The sequence below is a fragment of the Kitasatospora sp. NPDC098663 genome (assembly GCF_044760075.1).
Lineage (GTDB): Bacteria > Actinomycetota > Actinomycetes > Streptomycetales > Streptomycetaceae > Kitasatospora.
This window is the reverse complement of the sequence record NZ_JBIWAP010000011.1, coordinates 133,732-158,371: the sequence shown is the minus strand read 5'-3', so window position 1 is coordinate 158,371 and position 24,640 is coordinate 133,732. Positions and strand designations below refer to the sequence as shown.

Annotated in this window: 30 protein-coding genes; 15 read left to right on the top strand and 15 right to left on the bottom strand. The window is 73.9% G+C overall.

What is annotated here, in order from left to right; all coding sequences use genetic code 11:
* The first annotated feature begins 71 nt into the window (after window positions 1–71).
* The 3 genes from ACIQVZ_RS14895 to ACIQVZ_RS14885 all read left to right on the top strand — a co-directional run bounded on the left by ACIQVZ_RS14895 (window position 72) and on the right by ACIQVZ_RS14885 (window position 2,732).
* Window positions 72–875, top strand: coding sequence for a hypothetical protein (locus ACIQVZ_RS14895; RefSeq protein ID WP_402450160.1), 804 nt, complete (start codon window positions 72–74; stop codon window positions 873–875).
* A 28-nt stretch (window positions 876–903) separates the two neighbouring features.
* On the top strand, window positions 904–1,350 hold the full coding sequence (locus ACIQVZ_RS14890) for an NUDIX domain-containing protein (RefSeq protein WP_402450158.1): 447 nt from the start codon (window positions 904–906) through the stop codon (window positions 1,348–1,350).
* 68 nt (window positions 1,351–1,418) lie between these two features.
* Window positions 1,419–2,732, top strand: coding sequence for a UDP-glucose/GDP-mannose dehydrogenase family protein (locus tag ACIQVZ_RS14885; RefSeq protein WP_350886109.1), 1,314 nt, complete (start codon window positions 1,419–1,421; stop codon window positions 2,730–2,732).
* A gap of 64 nt (window positions 2,733–2,796) precedes the next feature.
* On the opposite strand, the gene ACIQVZ_RS14880 is transcribed toward ACIQVZ_RS14885, so the two are convergent.
* Window positions 2,797–2,988, bottom strand: a complete 192-nt coding sequence (locus ACIQVZ_RS14880; RefSeq protein WP_402450289.1) for a DUF397 domain-containing protein — start codon at window positions 2,986–2,988, stop codon at window positions 2,797–2,799.
* Window positions 2,989–3,167: 179 nt separating this feature from the next.
* Between ACIQVZ_RS14880 and ACIQVZ_RS14875 the strand changes: the two genes are divergently transcribed.
* Entirely contained in the window at window positions 3,168–3,785 is a 618-nt protein-coding gene (locus ACIQVZ_RS14875) for a peptidase inhibitor family I36 protein (protein ID WP_402450155.1), read from the top strand.
* Window positions 3,786–3,948: 163 nt separating this feature from the next.
* Here the strand turns inward: ACIQVZ_RS14875 and ACIQVZ_RS14870 are convergent, their stop codons facing one another.
* The 4 genes from ACIQVZ_RS14870 to ACIQVZ_RS14855 form a co-directional block, all read right to left on the bottom strand.
* Window positions 3,949–4,857: an aminoglycoside phosphotransferase family protein gene (locus tag ACIQVZ_RS14870; RefSeq protein WP_402450153.1), complete on the bottom strand. Its 909-nt coding sequence runs from the start codon at window positions 4,855–4,857 to the stop codon at window positions 3,949–3,951.
* Window positions 4,858–4,960: 103 nt separating this feature from the next.
* The gene (locus tag ACIQVZ_RS14865; protein WP_402450150.1) at window positions 4,961–5,656 is read right to left on the bottom strand and encodes a DUF6875 domain-containing protein; all 696 of its coding nucleotides are present in this window, start codon (window positions 5,654–5,656) and stop codon (window positions 4,961–4,963) included.
* On the bottom strand, window positions 5,653–6,318 hold the full coding sequence (locus ACIQVZ_RS14860; RefSeq protein ID WP_402450147.1) for a hypothetical protein: 666 nt from the start codon (window positions 6,316–6,318) through the stop codon (window positions 5,653–5,655). The genes ACIQVZ_RS14865 and ACIQVZ_RS14860 overlap by 4 nt, the downstream gene beginning before the upstream one ends.
* 102 nt (window positions 6,319–6,420) lie before the next feature.
* Window positions 6,421–7,800 (bottom strand): pyridoxal phosphate-dependent decarboxylase family protein, encoded by a 1,380-nt coding sequence (locus ACIQVZ_RS14855; protein WP_402450145.1) that lies wholly within the window; start codon window positions 7,798–7,800, stop codon window positions 6,421–6,423.
* 258 nt (window positions 7,801–8,058) lie between these two features.
* Between ACIQVZ_RS14855 and ACIQVZ_RS14850 the strand changes: the two genes are divergently transcribed.
* Window positions 8,059–9,567 (top strand): multicopper oxidase family protein, encoded by a 1,509-nt coding sequence (locus tag ACIQVZ_RS14850; protein ID WP_402450142.1) that lies wholly within the window; start codon window positions 8,059–8,061, stop codon window positions 9,565–9,567.
* Window positions 9,568–9,639: 72 nt separating this feature from the next.
* Here ACIQVZ_RS14850 and ACIQVZ_RS14845 read toward each other — a convergent pair whose 3' ends face one another.
* Window positions 9,640–11,130: an FAD-binding protein gene (locus ACIQVZ_RS14845; protein WP_402450139.1), complete on the bottom strand. Its 1,491-nt coding sequence runs from the start codon at window positions 11,128–11,130 to the stop codon at window positions 9,640–9,642.
* Window positions 11,131–11,193: 63 nt separating this feature from the next.
* Window positions 11,194–11,607: a hypothetical protein gene (locus ACIQVZ_RS14840; protein WP_402450137.1), complete on the bottom strand. Its 414-nt coding sequence runs from the start codon at window positions 11,605–11,607 to the stop codon at window positions 11,194–11,196.
* Between the two features lie 280 nt (window positions 11,608–11,887).
* Between ACIQVZ_RS14840 and ACIQVZ_RS14835 the strand changes: the two genes are divergently transcribed.
* Window positions 11,888–12,187, top strand: a complete 300-nt coding sequence (locus ACIQVZ_RS14835; RefSeq protein ID WP_350886129.1) for a YciI family protein — start codon at window positions 11,888–11,890, stop codon at window positions 12,185–12,187.
* Between the two features lie 142 nt (window positions 12,188–12,329).
* A complete protein-coding gene (pgm, locus tag ACIQVZ_RS14830; protein ID WP_350886131.1) occupies window positions 12,330–13,970 on the top strand; it encodes a phosphoglucomutase (alpha-D-glucose-1,6-bisphosphate-dependent) in 1,641 nt (546 codons plus the stop codon).
* A 127-nt stretch (window positions 13,971–14,097) separates the two neighbouring features.
* On the opposite strand, the gene ACIQVZ_RS14825 is transcribed toward pgm, so the two are convergent.
* On the bottom strand, window positions 14,098–14,505 hold the full coding sequence (locus ACIQVZ_RS14825; RefSeq protein ID WP_350886161.1) for a MarR family transcriptional regulator: 408 nt from the start codon (window positions 14,503–14,505) through the stop codon (window positions 14,098–14,100).
* A gap of 212 nt (window positions 14,506–14,717) precedes the next feature.
* Between ACIQVZ_RS14825 and ACIQVZ_RS14820 the strand changes: the two genes are divergently transcribed.
* Window positions 14,718–15,122 carry a nuclear transport factor 2 family protein gene (locus ACIQVZ_RS14820; protein ID WP_402450133.1) on the top strand — a complete coding sequence of 135 codons (405 nt, stop codon included), beginning with the start codon at window positions 14,718–14,720 and terminating at the stop codon, window positions 15,120–15,122.
* A 63-nt stretch (window positions 15,123–15,185) separates the two neighbouring features.
* On the opposite strand, the gene ACIQVZ_RS14815 is transcribed toward ACIQVZ_RS14820, so the two are convergent.
* Window positions 15,186–16,382, bottom strand: a complete 1,197-nt coding sequence (locus ACIQVZ_RS14815) for an MFS transporter (RefSeq protein ID WP_402450131.1) — start codon at window positions 16,380–16,382, stop codon at window positions 15,186–15,188.
* A gap of 111 nt (window positions 16,383–16,493) precedes the next feature.
* Here ACIQVZ_RS14815 and ACIQVZ_RS14810 point away from each other — a divergent pair, with 111 nt between their 5' ends.
* Entirely contained in the window at window positions 16,494–16,862 is a 369-nt protein-coding gene (locus tag ACIQVZ_RS14810; protein ID WP_402450129.1) for an ArsR/SmtB family transcription factor, read from the top strand.
* Window positions 16,863–17,007: 145 nt separating this feature from the next.
* On the opposite strand, the gene ACIQVZ_RS14805 is transcribed toward ACIQVZ_RS14810, so the two are convergent.
* Window positions 17,008–17,430 (bottom strand): tautomerase family protein, encoded by a 423-nt coding sequence (locus tag ACIQVZ_RS14805; protein ID WP_402450127.1) that lies wholly within the window; start codon window positions 17,428–17,430, stop codon window positions 17,008–17,010.
* A gap of 56 nt (window positions 17,431–17,486) precedes the next feature.
* Entirely contained in the window at window positions 17,487–18,188 is a 702-nt protein-coding gene (locus ACIQVZ_RS14800) for an SDR family oxidoreductase (RefSeq protein ID WP_402450125.1), read from the bottom strand.
* Window positions 18,189–18,334: 146 nt separating this feature from the next.
* Between ACIQVZ_RS14800 and ACIQVZ_RS14795 the strand changes: the two genes are divergently transcribed.
* From ACIQVZ_RS14795 to ACIQVZ_RS14785, 3 genes are all read left to right on the top strand, one after another.
* Window positions 18,335–18,961, top strand: a complete 627-nt coding sequence (locus tag ACIQVZ_RS14795) for a TetR/AcrR family transcriptional regulator (RefSeq protein ID WP_402450124.1) — start codon at window positions 18,335–18,337, stop codon at window positions 18,959–18,961.
* 175 nt (window positions 18,962–19,136) lie between these two features.
* Window positions 19,137–19,625: a hemerythrin domain-containing protein gene (locus tag ACIQVZ_RS14790; protein ID WP_402450122.1), complete on the top strand. Its 489-nt coding sequence runs from the start codon at window positions 19,137–19,139 to the stop codon at window positions 19,623–19,625.
* A 68-nt stretch (window positions 19,626–19,693) separates the two neighbouring features.
* Window positions 19,694–20,194, top strand: coding sequence for a hypothetical protein (locus tag ACIQVZ_RS14785; RefSeq protein WP_402450120.1), 501 nt, complete (start codon window positions 19,694–19,696; stop codon window positions 20,192–20,194).
* Between the two features lie 323 nt (window positions 20,195–20,517).
* Here ACIQVZ_RS14785 and ACIQVZ_RS14780 read toward each other — a convergent pair whose 3' ends face one another.
* Together ACIQVZ_RS14780 and ACIQVZ_RS14775 are read right to left on the bottom strand one after the other, a co-directional pair.
* A complete protein-coding gene (locus tag ACIQVZ_RS14780) occupies window positions 20,518–20,721 on the bottom strand; it encodes a DUF397 domain-containing protein (protein WP_402450118.1) in 204 nt (67 codons plus the stop codon).
* On the bottom strand, window positions 20,706–21,545 hold the full coding sequence (locus ACIQVZ_RS14775; protein ID WP_402450116.1) for a helix-turn-helix domain-containing protein: 840 nt from the start codon (window positions 21,543–21,545) through the stop codon (window positions 20,706–20,708). The genes ACIQVZ_RS14780 and ACIQVZ_RS14775 overlap by 16 nt, the downstream gene beginning before the upstream one ends.
* A gap of 117 nt (window positions 21,546–21,662) precedes the next feature.
* Between ACIQVZ_RS14775 and ACIQVZ_RS14770 the strand changes: the two genes are divergently transcribed.
* The 3 genes from ACIQVZ_RS14770 to ACIQVZ_RS14760 all read left to right on the top strand — a co-directional run bounded on the left by ACIQVZ_RS14770 (window position 21,663) and on the right by ACIQVZ_RS14760 (window position 22,660).
* Window positions 21,663–21,863, top strand: coding sequence for a hypothetical protein (locus ACIQVZ_RS14770; RefSeq protein WP_402450113.1), 201 nt, complete (start codon window positions 21,663–21,665; stop codon window positions 21,861–21,863).
* The gene (locus ACIQVZ_RS14765) at window positions 21,863–22,111 is read left to right on the top strand and encodes a hypothetical protein (RefSeq protein WP_402450112.1); all 249 of its coding nucleotides are present in this window, start codon (window positions 21,863–21,865) and stop codon (window positions 22,109–22,111) included. Before ACIQVZ_RS14770 ends, ACIQVZ_RS14765 begins: the two co-directional genes overlap by 1 nt.
* 75 nt (window positions 22,112–22,186) lie before the next feature.
* A complete protein-coding gene (locus ACIQVZ_RS14760; protein ID WP_402450109.1) occupies window positions 22,187–22,660 on the top strand; it encodes an NUDIX domain-containing protein in 474 nt (157 codons plus the stop codon).
* A gap of 46 nt (window positions 22,661–22,706) precedes the next feature.
* Here ACIQVZ_RS14760 and ACIQVZ_RS14755 read toward each other — a convergent pair whose 3' ends face one another.
* A complete protein-coding gene (locus tag ACIQVZ_RS14755; protein WP_402450107.1) occupies window positions 22,707–23,183 on the bottom strand; it encodes a hypothetical protein in 477 nt (158 codons plus the stop codon).
* A 259-nt stretch (window positions 23,184–23,442) separates the two neighbouring features.
* Window positions 23,443–24,640, bottom strand: a 1,198-nt coding sequence (locus ACIQVZ_RS14750; RefSeq protein ID WP_402450104.1) for an LPXTG cell wall anchor domain-containing protein, incomplete at its 5' end; no start/stop codon positions are given.

The following is a 24,640-nucleotide window of genomic DNA, read 5'->3' as shown; positions in this document are numbered from 1 at the left end:
CCCCGCCGGGACCTGGGGAATCACCTCCCGGCGGGGGCCACCACCGATTCACGCTCGGGGGTGACAACCAGATGTGCGGAATCGCAGGACTGGCCGGCGCCGACGCCGTCCGCCACCAGACCACCGTCGCCGCGATGGGACTCGCTCAGCACCACCGCGGCCCGGACGGCACCCGGCACCTGATCTCGGCCGACGGCCGGGCGGTGCTGTCCATGAACACCCTGCTGATCGTCGACACCGCCGCCCAGCCCGGCCCCTACCTGGACCCGACCGGCGGCATCGTCCTCACCTTCAACGGCGAGATCTACAACTACCGGCAGGCCGCCGCGGCCTGGGGCATCCCGTTGGAGCCCGGTGAGACCGACGCCCACCTGGTCCTGCGGGCCTGGGCCAAGCTCGGCCCCGGCTGCCTCGCCGGCCTGGACGGCATGTTCGCCCTGGCCGTCCACGACCCGAGCGAAGGCCGGCTGTTCCTGGCCCGGGACCGGCTCGGCGAGAAGCCGCTCTACTGGCGCCTCGATGGCGGCCGACTCGCGTTCGCCTCCGAGGTCACCACCCTGACCGGCTACGGCACCGCCCCGCTGGTCGTCCGCCCGGAAATGCTGAGCATCGAGACGCCGACCGGCACGGACACTCCGTTCCAGGGCATCCAGTTGCTGCCGCCGGCCGGGCTGCTGGCCTTCGACGTCGCCACCGGCCCGCTGGAGCCCTGGGCGACCGCCCAGATCAGCTCGGCGCTCGACCAGGCACCGCTCTCGCTTCGGCCGCTACTGGCCGGCGGGCTGAGGCCGGGCGGGCAGTTCGACCGGACCCGGATGCAGGCCCTGATGGCCGCGGCCTGGCTCTCCGACCACTCACTCGCGGCCGCGGCATGACGGGTCGTCGGCTCACTACGGTGAGCGCATGGACTCCCAGACTCTCCCCACCGAGCCGTCCGCCGCCGAACCGCGCGGAGCGGTCGCGATCATCACCAACCGGCACGGCGAATTCCTCCTGCACCTGCGCGACGACCTCGACGGCGTGACCTGGCCCGGTCACTGGAGCCTCCTCGGAGGAGGCTGCGACCCCGGCGAGAGCCCGGCCGAAGCGATCGTCCGCGAGCTCGAGGAGGAAGCCGGCCTCGCCGTCGACGGCGACCTCACGGAGCTCTTCGAGACCCCCGACGTCCACGGCTCGGGGCAGATCATCACCTTCTTCGCCGCCGCCTGGGACGGCGACGAGACCGCGCTGCCGCTGGCCGAGGGCGTCAAGCTCCAGTTCTTCGCCCCCGAGCACCTGCCCGTTCTGACCATCCCGCCGTTCATCCGCGACGGCGTCCACCGCTTTCTCGCCGCCCAGCAGGGCACCTGACACCCCCGCCCTCAAGGGGGTTGGGGTGTCTGGCCGGGCGGCACCCCGCCCCTTGGAAGGACACGTTCGTGAAGCTCACCGTGATCGGCTGCGGCTACCTCGGCGCGACCCACGCCGCTGCGATGGCCGAACTCGGCCACCAGGTCCTCGGCATGGACACCGACACCGACAAGGTCGGCGCCCTGAACAAGGGCCAGGCCCCGTTCGTCGAACGCGGCCTGGACGACCTGCTCGCCAAGCACACCGCCACCGGACAGCTCGGTTTCACCGCCTCCTACGCGGAGGCCGCCGGCTTCGCCGACGTCCACTTCCTGGGCGTCGGCACCCCGCAGCAGGACGGCAGCGGCGCCTACGACCTCACCCACCTGCACACCGCCGTCCGCCGCCTGGCCCCCCGCCTCGGCAACGGCGCGCTGATCATCGGCAAGTCCACCGTCCCGGTCGGCACCGTCGCCGAGCTGCGGCAGACCCTGGACGAGCACGTTCGCGCGGGGGCGAGCGTCGGCCTCGCCTGGTCGCCGGAGTTCCTGCGCGAGTCCTTCGCCGTCCTGGACACCCTGGAACCGGACCGGATCGTCCTCGGTATCGAGGACGGCGACACCCGCAGCGAGGCCGTCTTCCGGAGGGTCTACGCCGACATCCTGGCGACCGGTTCCCCGCTGATCGTCACCGACATCCCGACCGCCGAACTGATCAAGGGCGCCGCGAACGCCTTCCTCGCCACCAAGATCTCCTTCATCAACGCGATGGCGGAACTCTGCGAGCTGACCGGCGCCGACGTCCAGCAGATCGCCCTCGCCCTTGGCTACGACCACCGGATCGGCGCCAAGGGCATGCGCCCGGGCCTCGGGTTCGGCGGCGGCTGCCTGCCCAAGGATCTGGCCGGGTTCACCCACCGCGCCGAGGAGCTCGGCGCCGACACCGGCCTGCTCCGCCAGGTCGCGGCGATCAACCGGCGCCGGCGCGAGCACACCGTCGACCTCGCCCGCGAGGCCCTCGGCAACGCCGTGACCGGCAAGCGGATCGCCGTCTGGGGCGCCGCTTTCAAGACCCACACCGACGACATCCGCGACTCCCCGGCCCTGGCCGTCGCCGACGCCCTCCAGCGGGCCGGCGCCGACGTCACCGTCCACGACCCCGCCGCCATGGAGAACGCCCGCAGGGCCTACCCCCGGCTCGACTACGCCGACGACCCCACCGCCGCGGTCACCGGCGCCGGACTGCTGCTGCACCTGACCGACTGGCCCCAGTACTCCGACGCCGACCCGGCCGACCTCGCCCGCCACATCGCCGTCCCCAAGGTCATCGACGCCCGCGGCACCCTCAACGCGAACCGCTGGCGTCAGGCCGGCTGGACCTTCTGCGCCCTCGGCCGCCCCTGACAGGGAAGGGTGGGGCCACCGCCACCAACCGGCCGCCCCACCCTCACCCGCCTACTCAGCCCGGTCACCATCGGGATCCACTGCTGCGGCCCCGCCGCCCCGAGGGCCGGGGCGCCGGGGCCGGGAGCCGCTGCTGGTGGGCTCCGAACCCGCCGGCGCGGACGGCGGTGACGAAGGCCCGCCAGGCGGGGGAGGGGGAGGCGAGGGCCGGGCCGCTCGGATCCTTGGAGTGACAGTTTTCGAACCCGCCTTCCATCTGTCCCTCGATGTGACGCATTCTCCGTATGCAACCGCCCCGTTACCGTTCGCAACATGAGATTGCTGGTCGCGACCCCCGGGATGGTCGACATGGTTGTCGAACCGCCCGGGGGTCGGCCGACGTCCATCCGGTCCGCCACCGGCATCGCGGACCGATCAACACAAGGAGCAGCCACCATGGGACCGGATGTGAAGCGTGCCAGGAGCGTCCGACTGATGGTCATGGTCGGTGCCGCCGCGGCCGTGCTGGCGGCACCCCTGCTGGGGGCCGCCCCGGCGCAGGCCGCCGAGCAGTGCGGGGCGGGGCAGCTCTGCGTGTGGAACCAGCCGGAAGGACAGGGGGCTATCAGGCGGATCGAGTCGCCCGCTTTCGGCACCTGCTACATCGCCACGACCAACACCGCGTGGTCGGACGGCACCACGGGCCAGGCCCGAACCGTCCACAATCTCACCGGGCACGTGCTCAACGTGTTCAAGAAGGGGGACTGCACCGGCACCCCCGACGGCCGGCTCGCCGACAACATCTACGCCAACCTGGGCGACGGGGACCGCGCGTTCCAGGTCGTCCCGGACTGCGACACCAACTCGATCTGCTTCTGGCCCAACTCGGACTTCACCGGCACCCGGGCCACCAAGAGCCCCGGCTCCACCTGCGACAGCGCCGGCGACCAGGGCGGCCGCAGCGTCGTGAACAACAGCGGGGCCCAGATCCGCCTCTACGCCAGCCCGTTCTGCCTCGGCGGCGTGGTCGCCACCGTCCCCCCGGCGCAGTCGCCAGCCCCTCCGACAAGGTGACGGGTTGGAAGAACGGCTGACGCCCCATCGTGGCCGGTGTCCCCGGCCGGGGACACCGGCGAAGTCCTCGGGGGCGGGCCGTGGCGTGGACTCCAGGGTCCGCCGAGATCCCGCGGGCGGTGACCGCGTGCCGGCGCGCGCCGAAAGCGCCGGCCGGGACGGCTCACCGCGCGCCGGCGGCCTCCAGGATCGCGGACAGCCGCGCCAGGCATTCGCCGGCGAAGCCGGGATAGGTGCCCCAGTAGTACGACAGCCCGCCGGCCCCGACGCCGACCGCCCACGCCCGGGCCCGCAGCCACGTCACGTCGTCGAGGCCGAGGGCGTCCCAGTACGCCTGGCGGGCCGGGGACGGAAGGTCCCACACCGTGGCGTGCTCGGCGTCGGGAAAGCCGACCGACAGGCATCCGAAGTCGATGACCGCGTGCAGCCCGCCCTGCCGGACCAGCAGGTTGGAGGGTTTCAGGTCGCCGTGCAGCCACACCTGGCGGCCGGACGGCCCGGGCAGGTCGAGCGCGCTGCGCCACAGGTGCAGCAGGTGCTCGATGTCGAGGCCGAGGCCCGGGATCGTCCGGCACTTCTCGAAGCATGCGGTGATCGACTCGTCGCTGTCGCGCAGGTCGCCTCCGCGGTACCAGTCGAGCGTGCCGTGGCGGGCGGCCCCCATGAGCGGAGCGGAGTGCAGGCCCTGGACGACCGCCGACAGGTCGGCCCCGAAGGCGGGCCAGTCGGTGACCGACCCCGGGCCGGGCTCCTCGCCGTCGATCCAGCGGTACACCGACCACGCGAGCGGGAACACGGCACTCGGGGCCCCGGCGTGCACCGGCTCCGGGACGCGGCACGGAAGGTGCGGTGCCAGCCGCGGCAGCCAGGCCAACTCCTTCCGCACGGAGTCCGCGCTCTGCGCCGTGCGCGGCAGCCGCACGAGCAGGTGCTCGCCGAGCCGGTACATCGTGTTGTCCGTGCCCGAGCCGGCCGGCGCGATGGACAGGCCGGCCCATTGCGGCCGCTGCTCCCGGAGCAGGGAGCGGACGACCGCCTGGTCGGCGAAGACCTCGTTCTCGTGAAGCGTCACGGTGAGAGCCTTCACGCCGGGCCCCACCGCCGCCAGCGATTTTCCCGGGGGGCGCGCGCGGAGCCGGGCGCCGACCCGGCTCCGCGCGCAGGGGGGCCGCGGCTCAGGCGGCGGTCAGGCGGGCGGTCCTGCGGTGTTCCGTCATGCCGGAGACCAGCTGGTCGCGGATGCGGGCGGGGACCTGGGGGGCGAAGCGGGCCAGGTAGTGGGCCAGGTGGGCCTCGTCGGCGACGAGGAAGGGCAGGTCGAAGACGAGGAGCTTGCGCACCGCCAGCAGCGGCACGGGCGCGCGCAGCGGCCTGAACGAGTGGTTCCACAGGCCGCCCTCCTCGCACACGGGGTGGAACTGGCCGATCATCAGGCCCTGTTCGACGAACTCGTCCTTGGCCTTGCGCTGCGCCTCGTCCAGCGCGGTGGAGTCGGCCCGGTCCAGGCCCGGCAGCACCAGCAGCACGGTCAGCAGCTCCCGGTCCGACTCCTGCGTCAGGCCGGCCAGCAGCCGGTCGTACCAGGCGCGCAGCTCGCCGACCAGCGCGGGCAGGTCGCGGCCCGCGCCGGTGTCGGCGACGGCGATGTGGAACAGGCCGCGGCGCAGCGAGGGCTGGGTGTAGGGGCAGACGGGGCCGCTGCGCCCGAGGTCGGGGTGGGCGGTGGTGAGGAAGCGCCGGCTCCAGGCGAGGATCTCGGCGGCCTCGGGGTGGTGGTCGGCGGCGCCGGCGTCGATCTGCTCGGCGGAGTAGACGCGCAGCGCGGTGTCGATGCGCGGCGCGGTGTCGATGTCGAGGGTGTGGGTGGTCATCGGGGGCCCCGCCACACGGGGGTCAGGCGGGGGCCGCCGGCGGGCAGGGCGATGGCGTCGCCGAAGCGGGTGAAGCCGGCGGCGCCGCAGACCCGGGCGCCGCCGGGGGAGCTGGTCTCGGCGTAGGCGGCCTGGCCGTCGTGGTCGACGCGGGCCAGGAAGGCGCGCAGGAGGGCGGTGCCGGTGCCGGTGTGGCGGGCGTCGGGGTGGGCGCCGACGAACGCCAGGTAGTGGTGGGGGCGGTGGCGCGGGTGGCGGCGGGCCTGGAGGCGGGTGATGGCGGCCAGGCGGCGGGCGGATTCGGGGTGGGCGTCGGCGTCGAGGGCGGCGTCCAGGGCGCGGGCGGCCGCCTGGTCCTGGTGGCCGGGGTGCTCCCACACGCCGGGGGGCAGGAAGAGCAGCGCGCCGGCGGGGGCGCGGTCGTCGGGGTGGCGGGCGGTCAGGGCGCCGCCGTGGGCCAGGCACTGGTCGACGTGGACGCGGAAGAAGGCGGGCAGGATGCGGGCGCGGTGGGCGTCGTCGGGGAAGGCCCAGCGGGTGAGCGGGTCGTCGTGGAAGGCGGCGGCGAGGACCCGGGCGAGGGCGGGGGCCTCCTCGGGTCGGGCGGGGCGGACCGCGGGGGCCGCGAGGGCGGCGCCCGGCGGGACGGTGGCGGTGGTCAACGGACACTCCTCGGCAGACAGGCGGCGGGCGGCGGGGCGGCGGGGCGGCGGGGCGGTCGTACGGGGGGTGCGCTCGTACGGGGGTTCTGTCGTACGGGGGCCTCAGGGCCGGGCGGTGGCGAGCGAGGTCAGGCGCGCGTGCAGGGCGGGCAGGTGGTCCTCGGCCTCGGGCTTGATCAGGACGCTGCGCAGCACCGAGGCTCCGTCGGCGTCAGCCGCGGCCGCCGGGTGGCGGCGGGTGAAGTCGGCGGCGTCCACCCGCAGCAGGCTCAGGTAGAGCGGGTCGTGCTCGTCGGCCATGCCCTGGCGCAGCACGTGCCGGCTGGCGGCGTCGACGGCGGACATCGGCGCGTGGCCGGGGGTGGGGTGGTAGGTGACGATGTCCAGTTGCGGGCGCTGGTGGAGGGTCAGGTGCGGGCTGTCCTCGATCAGGTCCGCCCAGGCCAGGGCCGCGCGGCGCCCGCCGGCCAGGACGGCGCCCAGGCCCTGGGGGGTGAGCGGCAGCAGTTGCAGGGTCAGCCACAGGGCGGCGGCCGCGGCGCCGGCGCGCGAGCATTCCAGGCTGATCTCGCCCAGGTGCAGTTCGGCGTCGGTGAAGTAGGTGTAGGGGGAGTCGTGGGCGAAGTGGCGGCCGATGCCGGGGTCGGCGAACAGCACCGCGCCGCAGCCGTAGGGCTGGAGGCCGTGCTTGTGCGGGTCGACGGTGACGGAGTCGCAGCCGGCGATGGCCCGCCACGGCGCCGGGTCCAGGCGCAGGGCGGCGGCCTGGGCGTCGTCGGTGGCCAGCAGGGTGAAGAACCCGCCGTAGGCGGCGTCCACGTGCACCCGCACCCCGTGGCGGCGGGCCAGTGCCAGTACCTCGTGCACCGGGTCGACGGCGCCGAGCCCGGTGGTGCCGGCGGTGACGACCACCGTGCCGACGCGGCCGGTGGCGAGCAGGGCGGCCAGCGCGTCGACGTCCATGCGCCCGTCCGGGTCGCAGGCCACCGCGTGGCCCTCGACGCCCAGGACGTGGCACATGCGGCTGTGCGTGTAGTGGGACTGCGCGCTGTAGGCGACGCCGCGCCCGGGGTGGCTCTGGCGGGCCACGTACAGGGCTTCCAGGTTGGCGATGGTGCCGCTGCTGGTGAGGTGGCCGACGTGGCGGGGCAGGGCGAACATGGCGGCGAGCTGGGCGACGCACTCGCGTTCCATGTCGTTGGTGGCGGGCCCGCCCTCGTAGGCGTGGTTGTTGGGGTTGAAGCGCATCGCCGTCAGGTAGCCGACGACGGCGGCCGGGTGCGGCGGCTTGACCATCTGCCCGGCGTAACGGGGGTGGAAGAACGGGTAGTTGTGCTCCAGGCGCTTGGCGAAGCGCTCGAACGCGGCGGCGAAGTCCGCGTCGTCCACCTGGTGCGAGGGATGCGGGCTGTACGGCCCGAACCGCTCTCCCCACTGCTCGGCGACCTCGGCCGCCCTCGGCAGCCAGTACCGCAGGTCCACGCTCCGGCCCTTCCCTTCGAGGGATCCTCCAGTGTTCTGCGAGCCACGGTGACCGCCCGACGCAAGCGGCCCGCAACACCCGCAGCTCACCGCGCGCCCCGCCCGCGACCCGCCCCGCGCGGTCCACCGGGCCTCAGCCGGACCCCAACCGGGCGCAAGGATCCGCTGCTGCAATCACCCCCGGAACCCGCCCCCGCCCCACCCGCCGGGGCCGCACGGGCACACCGCCACACCGGGCCGGCAGCAGGAGGACGCGCGATGGTGACCAGACGCAGGATGATCGGCGCCGCCCTGGCGACCGGGGGAGGGGTCCTGCTCATGCGCACCACCCTGCGCCCGGCCGCCTCCGTCGAGACCGCCGCCGCCGCGGCCGCCCACACCCACCCGGGCACCACCGCCCCCGCCGCCGAGGCCGACCCGGGCCCCGACGCCGGCCCCACCCTGGCACCGAAGTTCACCGCCGCGATGCCCCTGCCCCCGGTGCTCGCCCCCGTCTCCACCGACGGCGCCGCCGACACCTACGCCGTCACCATGCTCAAGTCCTACGCCCGCATCCTGCCCGGACACCGCACCGACGTCCTCACCTACAACGGCGCCTTCCCCGGCCCCGTCATCCGCGCCCGCTCCGGACGCCCGGTCGTGGTGCGCCAGACCAACCTGCTGGACGACCCCGTCTCCGTCCACCTGCACGGCGCCCGCGTCCCCGTCGCCTCCGACGGCGGCCCCATGAACCTCCTGGACGCCGGCGCCACCCGCACCTACACCTACCCCAACGACCAGCCCCACGCGAGCCTGTGGTTCCACGACCACGCCCACCACCTGGAGTCCGAGCACGTCTACCGGGGCCTGGCCGGCACCTACCTGATCACCGACGCCACCGAAGCCGCCCTGCCGCTGCCCGCCGGCCGCTACGACCTGCCCATCGCCCTGCGCGACGCCCGCTTCGACCCCCAGGGCCGCCTCGTCTACCGCATGGACGACCCCCTCAACCGCACCACCATCCTCGCCAACGGCCGCCCCTGGCCCAAGGTCGAGGTCGCCGCCCGCAAGTACCGGCTGCGCCTGCTCAACTCCTCCAACCTGCGCTTCTTCTCCCTGCGCCTGGCCGACGGCGGCCCCCTCACCCAGATCGGCTCCGACGGCGGCCTGCTGGAACGCCCCCACGTCACCGACACCGTCGACCTCTCCCCCGGGGAGCGCGCCGACGTCGTCGTCGACTTCTCCCGCTACCCGGTCGGCTCCAGCATCGTCCTCACCAACTCCATGCCCCCCGGCCCCGCCGAACACGTCGGCCAGGTCCTGCGCTTCGACATCACCCGCGCCGCCGACGACCCCAGCCGCGTCCCCGCCCAGCTGCGCACCCTGCCCGCCCTGGGCGCGGCCACCCGCGAGCGCACCGTGGTCATGGAGTACCAGGAGAAGCCCGGCGCGGCCCCGCTCGGACTGATCGACGGCAAGGTGTACGACCCGGCGCGGGTGGACGCCTCGGTGGCGTTCGGCACCTCGGAGATCTGGACGGTCGTCAACGCCAACAAGGACGTCCCGCACAACTTCCACCTGCACCTGGTGCAGTTCCGGGTGCTGGCGCGCAACGGCGCCGCGCCCGGCCCGGCGGAGTCCGGGCTGAAGGACACCGTGCGCCTGCTGCCGGGGGAGAGCGTGCGACTGCAGGCCCTCTTCGACTCCTACCGCGGCCGCTACCCCTACCACTGCCACCTGCTGGACCACTCCGCGATGGGCATGATGGCGCAGCTGGAGATCACCTGACGGCCCCGGGGCCACCCCCGCCCGCCCCTGCCGGGCCGCCCGCCCCCCGCGGGCGGCCCGGGGGCCCGGCCGTCAGCCGGCGTGGATGCCCTGGCCCGGTGCCAGGATCCCCGCCGGATCCCACCGCCGCTTGGCCCGCTCCACCCGCTCCCACAGACCGCCGTAGTGGCGCCGCCAGTCCGCCCCCGTCATCCCCGGCACCGCCCCGATCAGGTAGCGCTTGCCGCCCAGCGCCACCGCCCGGTCGTACAGCCGCCGGTTGCGCTCCAGCATCGCCGTCGTGTCCGCCCCCGGCGCCGGGAACGCCAGCAGGTCGAAGTGCCAGCCCACCGGCTCCTGCGGCAGCACCGCCAGCGGCGTCCCCACCCGCGCCCGCGCGTACGGGTAGAACAGCAGCAGCCCCGCCCCCAGGTCCGCCGCCGTCAGCAGCGCGGTCGCCTCCCGCATGAACACCCCCACCGTCGAGGCGGGCAGGAACAGGCTCAGCCACGGCTTCGGCAGCCCCCAGAACCCGGCCGCCCGCAGGTACCCCGCGAACGCGTCCACCCGGAACGCGTACTCGCGCCAGCTCTGCTCCACCACCGTCGTCTCGCCCGCCACCCCGTGCAGCCCCGCCAGCAGCGCCTCCCGGTCCACCGCCCGCCCGGCGTCCCCGTAGGCCACCAGCTCCGCCGTGTAGCGCCACCGCTGCCCGTCCGCGCTGCGCACCACGTTGCCGACCTGGAGGTCGAAGCGGCCCTGGGCCAGCACCTTCTCCTGGTCCGCGCGGTAGAGGTCCGCGTCGTCGTAGGCCAGGGTGAACACGGTGGCGCGCTCGCGGGCCGGCACCAGGGCGAGCGTGGCCCGCACGATGATCCCCACCTGCCCGCCGCCGGCCAGCACCGCCTCGAACAGGTCCCGGTTGTGCTCGCGCGAGGCCGTCACCAGCTCGCCGGTGCCGGTCACCACGTCCAGCGACCGCACGGTGTCCGCCTGCAGCCCGTGGCGCTGCACCGCCCCGCCGATGCCGCCCACGCTCAGCGTCCCGCCCACCGACAGGTGCAGGTAGTCCGTCAGGCACGGCGGCATCCAGCCCGCCGCCAGCGCCGCGTCCGTCAGCTGCGCCCAGGTGGCGCCCGCCTCCACGACGGCGCGCCCGGGTTCGACGGAGAGGATTCGCGACAGTCCGCGCGCGTCGATCGCGATGCCGCCGCGGGGGTTGGCCTGGCCGTAGCTGGAGTGCGACTCCAGCCCGTCGTCGCCGGCCGTCGCCTGGTCGCCGCTCTGCCCGTTGACCGCCACCGGGATGCGGTGGCGGCGGGCGAAGGCCACCACCTTCTGGACGTCGCGCACCGAGGCCGGGCGCAGCACCGCGCGGGGCGAGGCGGTGACCAGGTGCCCGAAGTCGGAGGAGAACCGTTCCACGTCGGCGCCCCGCAGGGCCACCGTGCCGTCCAGGGCGGGCAGTTGGTCGACGTTCTCGCCCGGCTCGGCGGCCCAGGCGCGGGCGGCGGTGTTCCAGCCGACGACGGCGGCGCCGGCGCCGGCGATCAGTGCGCGGCGGGACAGACCTGAACTGCTCATATCAGCGTTTCTCCGATCGGTCGTCAAATAGGGATTGTTGTACCGCAACCACCCCGCGACCACCTACCTCCCCGCACGCCCCTCCTGCCGCTCCAGCCCCGCCAGCGCGGCCGCGACGTACTCCCGCATCCGCATCTGGTGGGCCGGGGCGCCTGCGGGGATGTGCGCGCAGGCGGCCCGTGCCTCCTCCAGCAGCGCCCGCCGCGCCTCGGGCAGGTGCGCCACCCGCGGCGAGTCGGCCGCCGTCCACAGCACGTGGGCGAGCTTGTAGGCGTACACGCGCGGGCCGGCCGGGAACAGCGCCCGGTACACCCACAGTCCCTCCGGGGCGTCCAGGACCCACTCGTTGTGGCTCAGCAGCCGCACCCGCGCCTTGAGCACCAGGTCCCTGTGCGCCGCGTCCCTGTGCGTCGCGTCCGTGCGCGTCACGTCCTTGTCCGTCACGTCCTTGTCCGCCACGTCCTTGTGCGCCGTCATCCTCGCGTCCCCCTTCGTCCGTTCACCGCCCACCGCCCCCGGCGCGATGCGGCCCGTGCGCAGCACGGCGCGCGCCCCGGCCGCCCCGGGCAGGGCGGCCGGCGCGTGGCCGAAGGAGTGGATGCGGACGAGTCTGCGGGCCGCGCCCGCCGCCCGGCAAGACGTGATCAGGGTGCTCTGCGTCCTACCGAAACCCCCTGCTGAACTGGCACAATGGGGTTCGGTACACGCCGCGAGCCCCGGCCGCGGGGCCCCTGCCGTGCGGGGCTAGCCTGGTCGCATGTTCGTACTTGAGCTGACGTACACCGCCCCGCTGGAGCGCATCGACGCCGTCTTGCCGCGGCACGTGGAGTGGCTGCGCGGGCACTACGAGGCCGGCACGTTCCTCGCCTCGGGCCGCAAGGTGCCGCGCGAGGGCGGGGTGATCATCGCGCTGGGCGAGGACCGCGCCGCGGTCGAGGAGTTGACCCGCACCGACCCCTTCGCCCGCGAGGGCCTGGTCGCCTACACGGTGACCGAGTTCCTCGCCACCACCACCGCGCCCGCCCTGGACGCCTACCGCCAGCAGTTGCCCGCCTGAACCCCGGCCTCTGAACTCCGGCCTCTGAACCCCGGCCCCGCCGTGCCCCGCCCCGCCTCGCGGTTCGGGGCACGGTCGCGTTCTGGCTACGATCGGTGGCACGGGGCAAGGACGCGTACGGGAAGTTGGCGGGAGAAGACGGATGGCACACGCACGGGCCGGGCAGCCGGCGCAGCCGGATGACCTGGTGGATGTCGCGCGGCTGGTGACGGCGTACTACGCCCTGAACCCGGACCCTCAGGAGGTCGGCCAGCGGGTGGCGTTCGGCACCTCGGGCCACCGCGGGTCCTCGCTGGACGCCGCGTTCAACGAGGACCACATCGCCGCGACCACGCAGGCGATCTGCGAGTACCGGGCCCAACAGGGCATCGCCGGACCGCTGTTCCTGGGCGCCGACACGCACGCCCTCTCGGAGCCGGCGAAGGTGACGGCGGTGGAGGTGCTGGCCGCCAACGGCGTGCAGGTGCTGCTGGACGCGGCCGACGGCTACACCCCCACGCCCGCGGTCTCGCACGCGATCCTGGCCCACAACCGGCGCAGCCCCCGGGCGCTGGCGGACGGCATCGTGGTCACCCCCTCGCACAACCCGCCGCGCGACGGCGGCTTCAAGTACAACCCGCCCAGCGGAGGCCCGGCCGGCTCGCAGGCCACCGGCTGGATCCAGGACCGCGCCAACGAGCTGATCCGCGAGGGCCTGCGCGGCGTCAAGCGCGTCCCGTACGCGCGGGCGCTGGCGGCGGCGACCACCGGGCGCCACGACTACCTGGGCACCTACGTCGAGGACCTGCCCGCCGTGCTCGACCTGGACGCGGTGCGCGCGGCCGGGCTGCGCATCGGCGCGGACCCGCTGGGCGGGGCGTCGGTGGCGTACTGGGCGCGCATCGCCGAGACGCACCGCCTGGACCTGACGGTGGTCAACCCGGTCACCGACCCGACCTGGCGGTTCATGACGCTGGACTGGGACGGCAGGATCCGCATGGACTGCTCCTCGCCGTCCGCGATGGCCTCCCTGATCGGCCGCAAGGACGAGTACGCCATCGCCACCGGCAACGACGCGGACGCCGACCGGCACGGCATCGTCACCCCCGACGGCGGCCTGATGAACCCCAACCACTACCTGGCGGTGGCCGTCGACTACCTGTACCGCCACCGCGCGGACTGGCCCGCCGACGCCGCGGTCGGCAAGACGCTGGTGTCCTCCTCGATGCTGGACCGGGTCGCCGCCGACCTCAAGCGCGAACTGGTCGAGGTGCCGGTGGGCTTCAAGTGGTTCGTCGACGGGCTGGCGGAGGGCTCGATCGCCTTCGGCGGCGAGGAGTCGGCCGGCGCCTCGTTCCTGCGCCGCGACGGCGGGGTGTGGACCACCGACAAGGACGGCATCCTGCTGGCCCTGCTGGCCTCCGAGATCACCGCCGTCACCGGCGCCACCCCCAGCGCCTACTACCGCGAGCTGACCGAGCGCCACGGCGCCCCCGCCTACGCCCGCGTGGACGCCCCGGCCGACCGCGAGCAGAAGGCGCGCCTGGCCCGGCTCTCCCCGCAGCAGGTCACCGCGGGCGAGCTGGCCGGCGAGGCGGTGACCGCGGTGCTGGCCGAGGCGCCCGGCAACGGCGCGCCGATCGGCGGCATCAAGGTGTGCACCGACAACGCCTGGTTCGCGGCCCGCCCCTCGGGCACCGAGGACGTCTACAAGATCTACGCCGAGTCCTTCCTCGGCACCGGCCACCTGGCCCGGGTGCAGGAGGAGGCCCGCGCCCTGGTCGGCGAGGTCCTCGGCGCCTGATCCCCGCGCCCGCGGGTGCCCCGGACCGGTTCCCCGGCCCGGGGCACCCGCGTTTTCCGGGCCCCTCGCCCTCAAGGCGCCGTCCCGCGCGCCCGTACGCCCGTCGCCCCGGCCCGTCGCCCCGTGCTCAGCCGAACGGGCCCTGCTCGGTGAAGCGCCGCAGCGACCGGGCGAACGCCTCGGCCTCCCCGGGCGGCCAGGAGGCGAGCGCCTCCTCGATGCCGCCGGCCAGGCGCCCGCGCATCACCGCCACGGTGCGCTCGCCCGCGCCGGTCAGGGTCAGCAGGGTGGCGCGCTGGTCGCGCGGGTCGGCCTCGCGGCGCAGCAGCCCGGCCTCCTCCAGACGGGTGGCCCGGCGGCTGACCCCGGAGCGGTCCAGGCCGATCTCGGCGGCCAGGTCGGCGGCGCTGCGCGCCCCGGTGCGGGCCAGGCCGGAGAGCACGGGGTAGGTGACCTCGTCCACCGCCTCGCCCAGGCCCTCGGTCAGGCGCCGGTAGAGCGCGGCGCGGGCGGGGCGGCGCAGCAGGACGGCCAGGGCCTGGGCGACGGCGTCCCCGAGGCCGGAGGCGGCCTCCGGGGCGGTCGTGGCCTCGGTCTCGGTCTCGGTCTCGGGGTCGGGGTCGGGGATTTCGGGGGAGTGGTCCACCCCCCGATCATAGCGTGCGCGGCGCACGCGTTCCTGGGGTACGCTCATCCCATGAAGCGTGCGCCACGCACGCATTGCCGGATTCCGAGAAGGGAACCCCCATGCCCGCCACCGCCCCCCGCACCACCATCGCCGCCGCCCTCGACGACCTGCTCTTCACCCCCGGCCTCGACCTGGAGACCGCCGTCGAGCGCCACTTCACCCCCGACTACCGCCAGCGCACCGACGGCCGCTGGGACGACCGCGCCGCCTTCACCGACCACATCCGCCACCTGCGCGCCGTGGTCGCCTCCGGCCGCGTCGAGGTCCACGAGGAACTCCACGACGGCGACCGCACCGCCACCCGGCACACCGTCGACGTCCTCAAGACCGACGGCACCCGGGTCTCCATGGAGGTCTACCTCTTCGGCCGGTACGCCCCCTGCGGGCGCCTGCGCCGCATCGAGGAGACCACCCTGCTGCTCGCCGGAGCCGAGGCCGACCGCAACCTCGGCTCCGCCCGCTGAGGGCCCCCGCCCGCTGAACCCCGCCCGCTGAACCCCGCCCGCTGAACCCCGTCCGCCCGGGGATCAGGACCGCGACGGTGCCGGCACCGGCACCGCCGCCTCCCCCTCCGCCGGCGCGCCCGCCCGCGCGTCCCGCGTGGTCGCCGCCGCCGTCACCGCCGCCACCAGCGCCAGCCCCGCCGCCGCGAACGGGAACCACCGCCCGCCCAGCACCGCGATCGCCGCACTGCCCGCAACCCCCCCGGCCGCCGTCCCCAGGTACAGCGCACTGCTGTTCAGCGAGATCAGCAGCGGCGCGTTCCCCGGATCGATCGACGCCAGCCGGTGCGGCAGCGCCACCGACACCGCCCACCCCGCCAGCGGCACCACCGCCGCGTACACCAGCGCCCCCGGCATGCTGCGCCCCAGCCACGGCAGCGCGGCGAACGCGCCCGCCGCCACCGTCGAGCCGGTCAGCAGCACCCGCCGCACCCCGACCCGGTCCACCAGGCGCCCGCCCAGCCAGCTGCCCGCCACCGACATCACGCCCGCCGTCAGCAGCACCAGGCTCAGCCGGTCCGCGTCGCCCCCGGTCGCCCCCGAGACGGCGGTGGCCAGGTAGATGTAGACGCACTGGAAGGCCAGGAAGAACGCCAGCGTGGTGGCCGCCGCCCCCAGCACCCGCCGCTGCCCCAGCGGGGCCAGGCGCGCCCGCAGCCCCGGCGCCGCCACCGGCGCCGGCAGGTCGCGCAGCAGCAGCGCCAGCCCCGCCAGCGCCGCCACGCCCAGCGCGGTGACCAGCCACATCGTCATCCGCCAGTCGCCGCGCCCCACCCAGGTGCCCAGCGGTACGCCCAGCGCGGTGGCCACCGTCATCCCGCCCAGCACGGTGGCCAGCGCCCGTCCGCGCCGCTCGGGGGCGACCAGGGTGGTGGCCACCGCGTTGGCGGTCGGCGTGTACAGCGCGGCCCCGGCGGCCGCCAGGACCCGGGTGGCCAGCAGCAGGCCGTAGTTCGGGGCGAGCGCGCTGAGCGCGTTGGCCGCGCTGAACACCGCGAGCGCGGTCAGCAGCAGCCGCCGGCGCGGCCAGCGGGCGGTGAGCGCGGCCAGTGCCGGGGCCAGCAGCGCGTAGCCGAGCGCGAAGACGGTGACCAGCTGGCCCGCGGCCGGCACGGACACCCCCAGGTCGGCGGCGATCGGGCCGAGGGTGCCGGCGACGACCATCGAGTCGGTGCCCATGGCGAAGGTGCCGAGGGCGAGCAGGAGCAGGCGTACGGGCATGGGAAAGCCCCCCGATTGTTTGACGATAGGGCAACAGTTTGACGCTCGTCAAACACTAGGGATGGGTGGATGATTGTCAAACCAATGCCCACCCGACGAGGACCACGCGCCATGACCGAAGACGAGCGGCTTCCCCAGCCCGCCACCGCCGACATCGACCTCGTCACGGTCCTGCACGCCCTCGGCGACCCCGTCCGGATGACCCTGCTGCTCAGCTACGCCGACGGCGCCGAACACTCCTGCGCCCCCCGCGACCTGGGCCTGGACCACCTCCACAAGTCGACCGTCTCCCACCACATGCGCGTCCTGCGCGAGGCCGGCGTCACCACCACCCGCGTCGCCGGGCGCAACCGCTTCGTCAGCCTGCGCCGCACCGACCTCGACGCCCGCTTCCCCGGCCTGCTCGACGCCCTCCTCACCGGTGCGCCGGCCGTCCCGGCTGCCCCTGCCGCGCCCGCCGGGCCCGCCGGGCCCGCCTGAACCCGCCTGAACCGGCCAGGACCCACCGCCCGCGGGGTGTCGGGGCGGTGGGTCCTGGAGGGGGAGGTCGGCCCGTCCGACGTCCCGCGACGGCGCCGTGCCGGGGCGCCCGTCGGCAGGAGGTCGGCAGGAGGTCGGTCGGGGATCAGTAGGGGGTCGGGCGGTTCTCGCGGGCCCACAGCTGTTCGGCCTCGCTCTGGGACGGGGGCGGGGCGATCCCGTTGATCATCCACAGGTCCCGGGGCGTCTCGTCGACGTGGAACTCGCAGTGCAGGCCGCGCCCGGTGGTGTGGGGCGCGAGGAGGGCGGCCAGGGCCTCCCGGGTGCGCTTGCGCAGGTCGGGGTCCTCGGTGTGCCGGGCGATGTGCTCGACCACGATCCGCACCGCGTCGTGCGCGGGCCGGTCGCCCACGTGGAAGGAGTCGGCGCCGATCTCGTGGAAGAGCGTCATCACGTAGAACTTCGGCAGCCCGAAGCGGGTGTAGAACCCGGTGATGTCGGCGGCGAGCTGCTGCTTCTGCCCGGGGGTGTAGGTGCCGGGCGGGTGGTAGACGTGCCACAGGGGCATGGGTGTTCTCCTCGCTGGGGTTCGGCGGGTTTCGACGGTTTTCGGCGGGGTGCGGTTCAGCGGCGGACGGGGATGGTGAGGCCCTCCACCGGGCCGGGGAGCGCGGCCTTGAGCGCCCGGGTGAGGTCGTCGACGAGAACCTCGCGGTCGCCGCGCTCGACGCCGTCCAGGACGATGCGGGCCACCTCGGCGGCCGGGATCTTGTCGACGGGCAGGGCCGCCACCATCTCGGTGTCCGCGAAGCCCAGGTGCACGCCGACGACCTGGGTGCCCTGGGCGGCGAGCTCCAGGCGCAGGGAGTTGGTCAGGGACCACAGGGCGGCCTTGGAGGCGCCGTAGGCGCCCGCGCCCGCGCCCCAGGACAGCGCGGAGTGGATGTCGACCAGCGCCCCGCCGCCGCCGGCCGCCAGCACCGGCGCGAAGGCCCGGGCGATGCGCAGCGGGCCCAGGACGTTGGTGTCGAAGGTCGCCTGGACCTGCCGCAGGTCGCCGGTGAGCAGCGCTCCCGGGTACAGGACGCCGGCGTTGTTGAAGACGAGGTCGACGTCCTGGACACGCTCGGCCAGGGCGGCCACCGAGGCGTCGTCGGTGACGTCCAGGGCGAGGACCTCCACCCGCGCGTCCTCGCTGGGCACAGGGGTGCGGGCGGTGGCGTAGACCTTCTTCGCGCCGCGCGCCAGCAGTTCCCCGACGAACGCCCGGCCGAGGCCGCGCAGGCCTCCGGTGACCAGGGCGGTGGAGCCGTCGATCACGGTCATGTGCGTGTTCCTCGCTCTCGGGAAGGCGGTGCCCGCAGCCGGGGCACCGCAACGTTTAGATTACTACCATCATCTAAACTGGATGGGGAAGCCCGGATGGGAAAGTAGGACCACCACCACCGCAGGACGAGGAAAGGAACGCAGGCATGCCCCGCGTGTCACGCGCCGAGGCCGAACGCCACCGCCAGGAGGTGATCGACCACACCGCCAGACTGATCCGGGAGCAAGGCTCCGACCAGATCAGCGTCCCCCGGGCGATGGCCGCCGCAGGCCTGACGCACGGCGGCTTCTACCGGCACTTCACCTCCAAGGACGACCTCGTCGCCAGGGCCCTCACCGCCGCCTTCACCGAACGCCGCGAAGCCATGGACCGCCTCGCCGACCACCCCGCACCCGGCACGCCCGCCGCCGACCCGACCGCGCCCCAACACCCCACCCCCCGCGCAGAGTTCCTCGCCCGCTACCTCTCCACCCCCCACCGCGACAACCCCGGCCAGGGCTGCGCCGCCGCAGCCCTGGCCGCCGACGCGGCCCGCGCCGAACCCGGCTCCCCGCTGCGCACCGCCTTCACCGCCGGACTGCGCGACCTGGTCGACGGCTTCCAGCACCTGCCCGACGCCGCCGACCGCGAGAGCGCCCTCGCCGACCTGTCCACCATGGTCGGAGCCCTCCTCCTCGCCCGCGCCAGCGACGACCCCGCCCTGTCCGACGAACTCCTCGCCGCCGCCCGCCACCGCCTGACCACCCCCGCCGCCCCCGCCGCCCCCGCGTAGGGCCGGGGCCGCCGCGACGGCCCCGGGCCCGCCCGCTCGGGCCCGGGGCCACCGGCCGCTGCCCCGGTGGCGCTTGCCCCGGCGCCGGGACCCGTGATCGGATGGCGCCCAGCATCGCGTGCCGGTGACGGACAGCGTCAGGCATGGAGGTGCGGAACCGAAGGGACCGCCCTCCGTGGCTTCCCATGACGGCGACCGCGTGGTCGCCCTGAGTCTCCAACTCTCCCGAGCACACCAGGAACTGCGCCGCCGGATCGGCCGGATCAGAGCCGGGATCGGACAGCGCCGCCCGGACGGCGACACACTGCGCACCCACTGCCTGGCCTTCTGTACCGCACTGACGGCACACCACCAAGGCGAGGACGAGGGCATGTTCGCCCACCTGCTGCGCGAACACCCGCAGCTCGCCGGGACGATCGCCAAACTCGCCGAGGACCACGAGATGATCGCCGCCATCCTCAACCGGGTGCGCGAACTCGCCGACCACGCCGCCGAATCGGCCGGACCACCCGGCGAAGGACTGGAAGCGGTCGGCCGCGAACTCGACGGCCTCACGGCGATCATGGAATCCCACTTCGCCTACGAGGAACGCACGATCAGCAAGGCCCTCGACAGCGCAGCGCCCGACAGCAGCTGGCCCGACCAGGTGTTCCGGTTCGGCTGACGAGCCCCCGCCGGCGGGGGAACGGAATCCCGTTGCGAGGTGAGGGCCTGCGCCGTAGACATGCCGCGATGACGATCTTTCATTGCGCCGCCTGCGGCGAGGCCCTCACGGCCGACCTTGAGCCCCTTCCGGCGGTTCCTGCCCGGCACCTGTTCGAGGGCGAGCTCGTCAACGGCAGGCGACAGGCCCCGCCCACCATGCCCCGCGGCCACTACGCCGTCGATCCGCAGCCGCACGGACCGCCGTTCGTCCCGGCCGAGGACCAGGACGACTGGCCCCCCGCCTACCCCGGCGGCCCGTGCATCAGCGACTTCGACGCAATGGTCGTCGTCTCGGCCGGGCCCCGGAACACCTTCGTCCTGCACCCCGACGACCGGACCGGCCTCACCTGGCACGCACCGACGAGCGGGCCACCCGGCTGCTGCGGAGCCCCCGGCGACGGCCCACCCAACCGCGCCTGCCGCTGCGGCGCCGTGGTCGGCGGCGAGATGTCGGACTGCTACACGCCCTACGAACTCCACCTGCTGCCCGACGCCGTCCGCCTGGCCGCCCACACCCCCGACCACTGACGCGCGCGGTCACATGGACCCCACGGGCGGCTGGACGGCCGAGACAAAGCCGTCGCGCGTATACAAGCCGTCGGCGCGGAGTGGAAAGTCGACGGGGACGACTTCCCACTCCGGCGCCGGGTCAGGCCCAGGAGTCAGCGCGGGCCGGCCCGGATGCCGCCGCCCCGGGACCAGAGTTCTTCGACGTGTTCGGCGAAGCGGTCGAACATGCCGTTCTCCCCGCTGCGCCGCAGGTGCATCAGTGGCGGCGGGTTGAACCGGGTGGAGGGGTTGAGAAGGCCCCGTCGCCCTGGATCGGGGCGGCGGGGCCGGAGTTGCTGCTATCAGGCCTTGAACTCGCCGGTCCGGACGGCGGCGACGAAGGACTGCCAGGCGGCGGAGGAGAAGAAGAGGGCCGGACCGCCGGGGTCCTTGGAGTCGCGGACGGGTGTCACGTTGGCGAGACCCTCGGCCACCTCGATGCACTGGCCGCCGCCACTGCTGTATGAGCTCTTCCTCCAGCAGGCGTCAGTCAGTTCGACATCCATTCGAGCTTCCTCCGTACCGAGCTGATCGTTGCGAGTGAGTCGGCCTGGTTCATGGCCTCGACTACAAGGCGATCGTAGCTCCTGTCCAGTTCCCTGGTCGGCTGAGAATCCCGGTCGATGTAGCCACGCTGCTCAGTTTCCAGGTAGGCGAGCATTTTATGGTTCGGCATGGTAAGCAGCGTCACTGGACGAATGAACGGCCGGTTCTCGCCCAGGGAGTACGGCGCCACCTGGATCACCACGTTCGGTCGACCGGCGAACGCTTCGAGGTGGGTCAGCTGTTCGAGCATGACCTCACGGCCCCCGATGATTCGGCTGAGACAGCTTTCGTCGAGCACGGCGTGCAGGAACGGTGGCGGTGTCCGGTCCAGGACTTGCTGTCGGGCGATCCGGAAATCGACGCGTTCGGCGGCCTGTTCCGGAGCTGTGCTGCCCTGTCGGACGTATCCGGCCTCGATCGCCGAAGCGTAAGCCCGTGTCTGCAGGAGTCCGGGGATGACGTTGATCTCGAAGAGCTTGATCTGCTCCGCGCGGGCCTCGTAGTTGGCGTACTCCGGGAAGCCCTCCAACAATGCCGTGTGCTTGAGCTGCCAGTACATCAGTACCAGCGTGCCGCCGGTCTTGAGCTCCTGGTCGGCCAGCTCCGCCAGCTGCAGGCTCGGCGGTCGGTGCGCAAGTTCGACGTAGGACAGGTGCGATGCGGTGCACCCGACCTTCTTCGCCAGCTGGACCTGGGTGAGCCCAACTGCTTCGCGTGACCTGCGGAGTTGAACTCCGAAGGCGGCCCACGGGGACGAGGTCGGGTCGATGGTCTTCTTGTTCATGGAAACCCCCAACTCACGGCTGACCTGACAGCAAGTCGCATATCGCTTCCGATGCTAGATGGCACCAGGCCATCATGTGCACAGAACGTGAAACTCTGATCGCGGAAGGTTACTCCCATGGGCGATGTCCAAGTGCCCCGGTTGCACGGCTACGGGGTGCGCTGGGACCCGGAGGGCCGGTGTTACCGGGTGCGGAACGAGACGACGGGGGAGTGGCTGCGCTGCGGCACCTCGGGTGAGCTGGCCTCCTTCTCCTCGTTCTCCGCCGCCTTCAGCGCGTGGCGGGGGTTCGAGGTCCGGCGCCGGGTGGGGGTGTGATGGGATCCGCCCTCAACCGCGCCACGGCCGACCAGCGACGCCAGGCGGCCGACGTCCTCGACGACCTGACCACCGTCCTCGCCCTGGGCGGGGTGAAGTTGCCGTCCATCGAAGCCGACTGGGAGCACGGCCGCAGGACCGGCTGCTACCTGATCAGCCTCGGCTGCGCCCGCCCGTCCGAACTCCTGCGGGTCGTGGACCTGTTGCGCAAGGGCCTGCGCTACGAGCGCCTCACGTATGACGGCTGAACTCCTCGTCCGCCTGCTGTGGTGGGCCGGCTTCTCCCTCGTACTCCTCGCCGCCCTCAGGAAGTGAACCCCCCGATGCAAGACCCCCGCCTGCTCGCCAAGCCGCCCGTGTGCCGGCTCGGCTGCCTCGTCCTCGTCCGCAACCCACGCGGCGACATCCTCTTGGTCGACCCGGACTACATGGACGGCCTGATCCTCCCGGGCGGCGCCGCCCAGCCCAACGAGCCCCCGAACCTCGCCGCCGCCCGCCACCTGCACGCCGAGACCGGCCTCAACCTGCGCCTGACGGACGTTGTGGCCGTCGACTTCACCCCCGCCGACCGTTACCTGGAGCGCCTCAACCTGGTCTTCGACGGCGGCACCGTCACCGAGCACGCCGCCGCCAGCCTGACCGTCCCGCCCCGGCACCGCAGCGGCCTGCTCGGCGCCCGCTTCGTCCCCGCCCACGAACTCCCGGACGTCATGGCCCCCGCCCAGGCCGCCCGCGCCGCCGAAGCCCTCGCCAACCGCGCCGTCCCCCTCCTCCTGCACGGCCAGCGCACCACCTGAGACGAGAACCGGCCCCCGCCGCGCTAGACCGCCCGGCGGCGGGCGCTCAGCTGACGCCCCGCAGGACACACAGGGTCCCCTGCGGCGCGTGGAACGCCTGCCGCACCTCCCACGCCCCGCTCTGCCCCGCCTTGACGTTCACCGCCGTGTCGCCGAGGGCGAGCACCGTGGCCTTCGCCGAGGTGAAGTAGACGACGATCCGGTAATCCGCCTGCCGGTCACCAGGGTTCACCGCGGTGCCTGCTGCGCGCCAGCCGTCCTTGGTCGCCTCGCAGGTGCCGATGGTGACCTGCTTGCGCTTCTCCTGGTCGTTGGCGACGGACGACGGCGGCGGGAGCGTCGGCTGCTCCAGCACGGCGATCTCGCCGCTGCTCGCACCGGCCTCGGGGGGAGCCGCCGCAGCGGCCTGCACGTCCTGGCTGTCGCCGTTGTGGGGCTGGCGGCAGCCGGACAGGGCGGCGAGGGCGAGCAGGGCGATGCCGACGGCGGCACCCGCTCGGGCCTTGTGCTTGGTTTCGCGCATCTCTTCTTCCTTCGGCTGTGGGCGGCGCCAGGAACGATCACACCGGTGTCACCGCGGAGGGGCCCGGCCTGTCTTACCGTGCCGGCGCGGGCGGCGCGGGCTCGGCGGGCCTGGCGGCGGCGGAGGTTCATCCGTTCGGCTGAGGATCGCTCCGTCGCCGGCCCGCCTCTCAGGTGAGGGGCGGACGGACGGGCGGGCACAGAACGGCGGCGGTCCCCGGAGCTCACGCCCCGGGGACCGCCGCCGTCAGTCGTCGTTGCTAGCCGTGACGACGGTTGCGGCGCGTCACCAGTGCCAGCCCACCGCCGAGGAGCAGGAGGCTCCCCGCCAGCCCGGCCAGGCGGGTGTCAGCCCCGGTGCTCGGCAGGTGGCCGTGCGGCGGCTTCGCGGTCACCGTCGCGCTGGACGGCGGTGAGGTCACCGGCGGACCGGACGGCGGAGTGCCCGTCGCCGTCGCCGTGTTGGTGATCTTCCCGCTGTTCAGGTCGGCCTGCGTGACGGTGTAGGTGGCGGTGCAGGTCACTGACGCGCCCGGTGCGAGGGAGGCGGCGCCGGCCGGGCAGGTCACCACGGGTGCGGTGCCGCTGCCGGAGAACGCCGTCTCGTTCACCGTCACATCGGTCAGGGTGACGCTCCCGGTGTTGGTCACCAGGAAGGAGTAGTCGACGGTCTGACCTGCGGCCGTGACCGTGCTCGGCGAGGCCGACTTCACCACGGTGAGCGCGGGGGCCGGGGTGTTCGGGACGCTGGTCGAGGACGGCGGGGACGTCGCGGGCGGACCGGCGGGCGGAGTGCCCGTCGCCGTCGCGGTGTTGGCGACCTTGCCGCTGTTCAGGTCGGCCTGCGTGACGGTGTAGGTGGCGGTGCAGGTCACTGACGCGCCCGGTGCGAGGGAGGCGGCGCCGGCCGGGCAGGTCACCACGGGTGCGGTGCCGCTGCCGGAGAACGCCGTCTCGTTCACCGTCACGTTGGTCAGTGTCACGTCGCCGGTGTTGGTCACCAGGAAGGAGTAGTGCAGCACCTGGCCGACGGCGGTCAGTTCCGTCGCATCCACCGACTTGGCGATGGTGAGCGCCGGGTTGGAGGTCGCGGTGACGGTCGCGTTGGAGGGCGGTGAGGTCACCGGCGGACCGGTGGGCGGTGTGCCGGTGGCCGTCGCGGTGTTGGTGATGCTGCCTGCGTTGATGTCGGCCTGCGTGACGGTGTAGGGGGCGGTGCAGGTGACGGATGCGCCGGGGGCGAGGGAGGCGGCGCCGGGCGGGCAGGTGATCACGGGCGGGGTGCCGGTGCCGGAGAACGCGGTCTCGTTCACCGTCACGTTGGTCAGGGTTACGTCGCCGGTGTTGGTGACCAGGAAGCTGTAGTCGACGACCTGCCCTGCGGCCGTGACGGTGGTCGGGGAGGCGGTCTTCATGATGGTGAGCGCCGGGTTGGAGGTCGCGGTGACGGTTGCGTTC